This window comes from Amycolatopsis tucumanensis, assembly GCF_021654135.1.
Lineage (GTDB): Bacteria > Actinomycetota > Actinomycetes > Mycobacteriales > Pseudonocardiaceae > Amycolatopsis_E > Amycolatopsis_E tucumanensis.
This window is the reverse complement of record NZ_JAKGSD010000128.1, coordinates 1-1609: the sequence shown is the minus strand read 5'-3', so window position 1 is coordinate 1609 and position 1609 is coordinate 1. Positions and strand designations below refer to the sequence as shown.

General features: G+C 68.4%; 1 protein-coding gene and 1 pseudogene. Both read left to right on the top strand.

Annotated elements, in window-relative coordinates:
* Positions 1-329: 329 nt before the first annotated feature.
* A pseudogene (locus L2C96_RS44925) lies at positions 330-703 on the top strand (IS110 family transposase); the annotation flags it as partial.
* A 331-nt stretch (positions 704-1034) separates the two neighbouring features.
* Positions 1035-1526 (top strand): transposase, encoded by a 492-nt coding sequence (locus tag L2C96_RS44920; protein ID WP_272884126.1) that lies wholly within the window; start codon positions 1035-1037, stop codon positions 1524-1526.
* Positions 1527-1609: the final 83 nt, after the last annotated feature.

The window sequence follows — 1609 nt, the reverse complement described above, 5'->3', positions numbered from 1 at the left end:
TTCGAGCCCTCATGCAAGACCGGCGGGCTCGGCGTGTCGGACCACCACCGCGATCTTGCTGGGTCAGGTTGGTGCTCGTGGTTTGAGCCCGTCCGCACGGTGTATGCCCCGTTTCTCGGGAGCCTGTGAGCTCTGACGCGAAGACTGGTTGCCGTGCGGGTTGCTGGGATCGCGAACAGCTCATCGGAGGGAAGGCCATCGAGCCTCGTCATTAGGGCGCTGCGCGTTCTCGTTGGGTCTCTGACCAGCAGGGATGCCGAACGACCGGAGGTAGTGGGTTGACACTGTTCTGCGGAATCGACTGGGCCGAAGGCCATCACGACCTGGCCGTGGTCGACGCTGACGGCAAGCTGATGGCGAAAAAGAGGATCAACGAGGACGTCTCCGGCTTCGCCGAGCTGGCCGACCTGCTCACCGAGCTCGGGGACACCGCCGAGGACCCGATCCCGGTCGCGATCGAAACACCCCGGGCCTGCTGGTCGCCGCATTGCGGGCGACCGGACGCCCGGTGTTCGCGATCAACCCGATGGCCGTCGCCCGTTATCGCGAGCGACACTCGGTGTCCCGGACCAAATCCGACCACGCCGACGCCATGACTCTGGCGAACATCCTGCGCGTGGACGCTCACATGCATCGCCGCATCCCGGCTGACAGCGACCTGGCGCAGGCCGTGGCCGTGCTCGCCCGCGCCCAGCAGGACGCGATCTGGCGCCGCACCAAGGCCAGCAACGAACTGCGCGCGATGCTGCGCGAGTACTACCCGACCTTCCTCGAGGCCTTCGCCGGCAAGTCCGCGACGAACCTCGCCAGCTCGGACGCCCGAGCGATCCTCGCGATCGCACCAACCCCGGCGCTCGGGGCCGCGCTGTCGAAGGCCCGCATTGCCGCGGCTCTGCGCCGCGCCGGCCGCACCCGCTACGTCGACCGGACCGCCGCCGACGTCAAGGCGGCGCTGCGCGAACCGCAGCTGCGCCAGCCCCGGCTCGTCGAGGACGCCTTCGGCCGCCAGGCCCTCGCACTACTCGCCTCGCTCGATGCCGCCTGCGTCGGCGTTGACGACCTCGGCGCGGCGGCCGCAGACGCGTTCCGCCAGCACCCCGACTACGCGATCATCACCAGCTTCCCCGGGCCTGGCCGACTCCACCGGCGCCCGCATGCTGGCCGAGATCGGCGACGACCGCTCCCGGTTCGCCGACGCCCGCGCGCTCAAGGCCTACGCCGGATCCGCACCCGTCACCCGCGCATCAGGGCGGTCGATCTCCGTCACCTACCGGCGGATCAAGAACGACCGCCTCGCCGCCGTCGGCTGGCTCTGGGCCTTCATCGCCGCCACCCACTGCGAACCCGCCAAAGTCCACTACCGACGCCGCCGCGACCACGGCGACCGCCACTCCACCGCGCTGCGGCACCTGTTCAACCGGATGCTCGGCCAGCTCTACCACTGCCTCCAAACAGGACAGAACTACGACGAGACCAAAGCCTTTCACCCGCTGTCCGTTTCACCCACAGAACCGGTCGCTGCTTGACAGTTAGCAAGATCGGAGGTCTTTTTCGTGGTTCCTGATCAAGGAGCTGTGGTCGCCAGGTTCGGTATGACTGATGCCCCCAG

Coding starts and splice junctions, on each gene's coding strand:
- L2C96_RS44920 (WP_272884126.1), top strand. CDS start 1,035: ATGCCGCCTGCGTCGGCGTTGACGACCTCGGCGCGGCGGCCGCAGACG.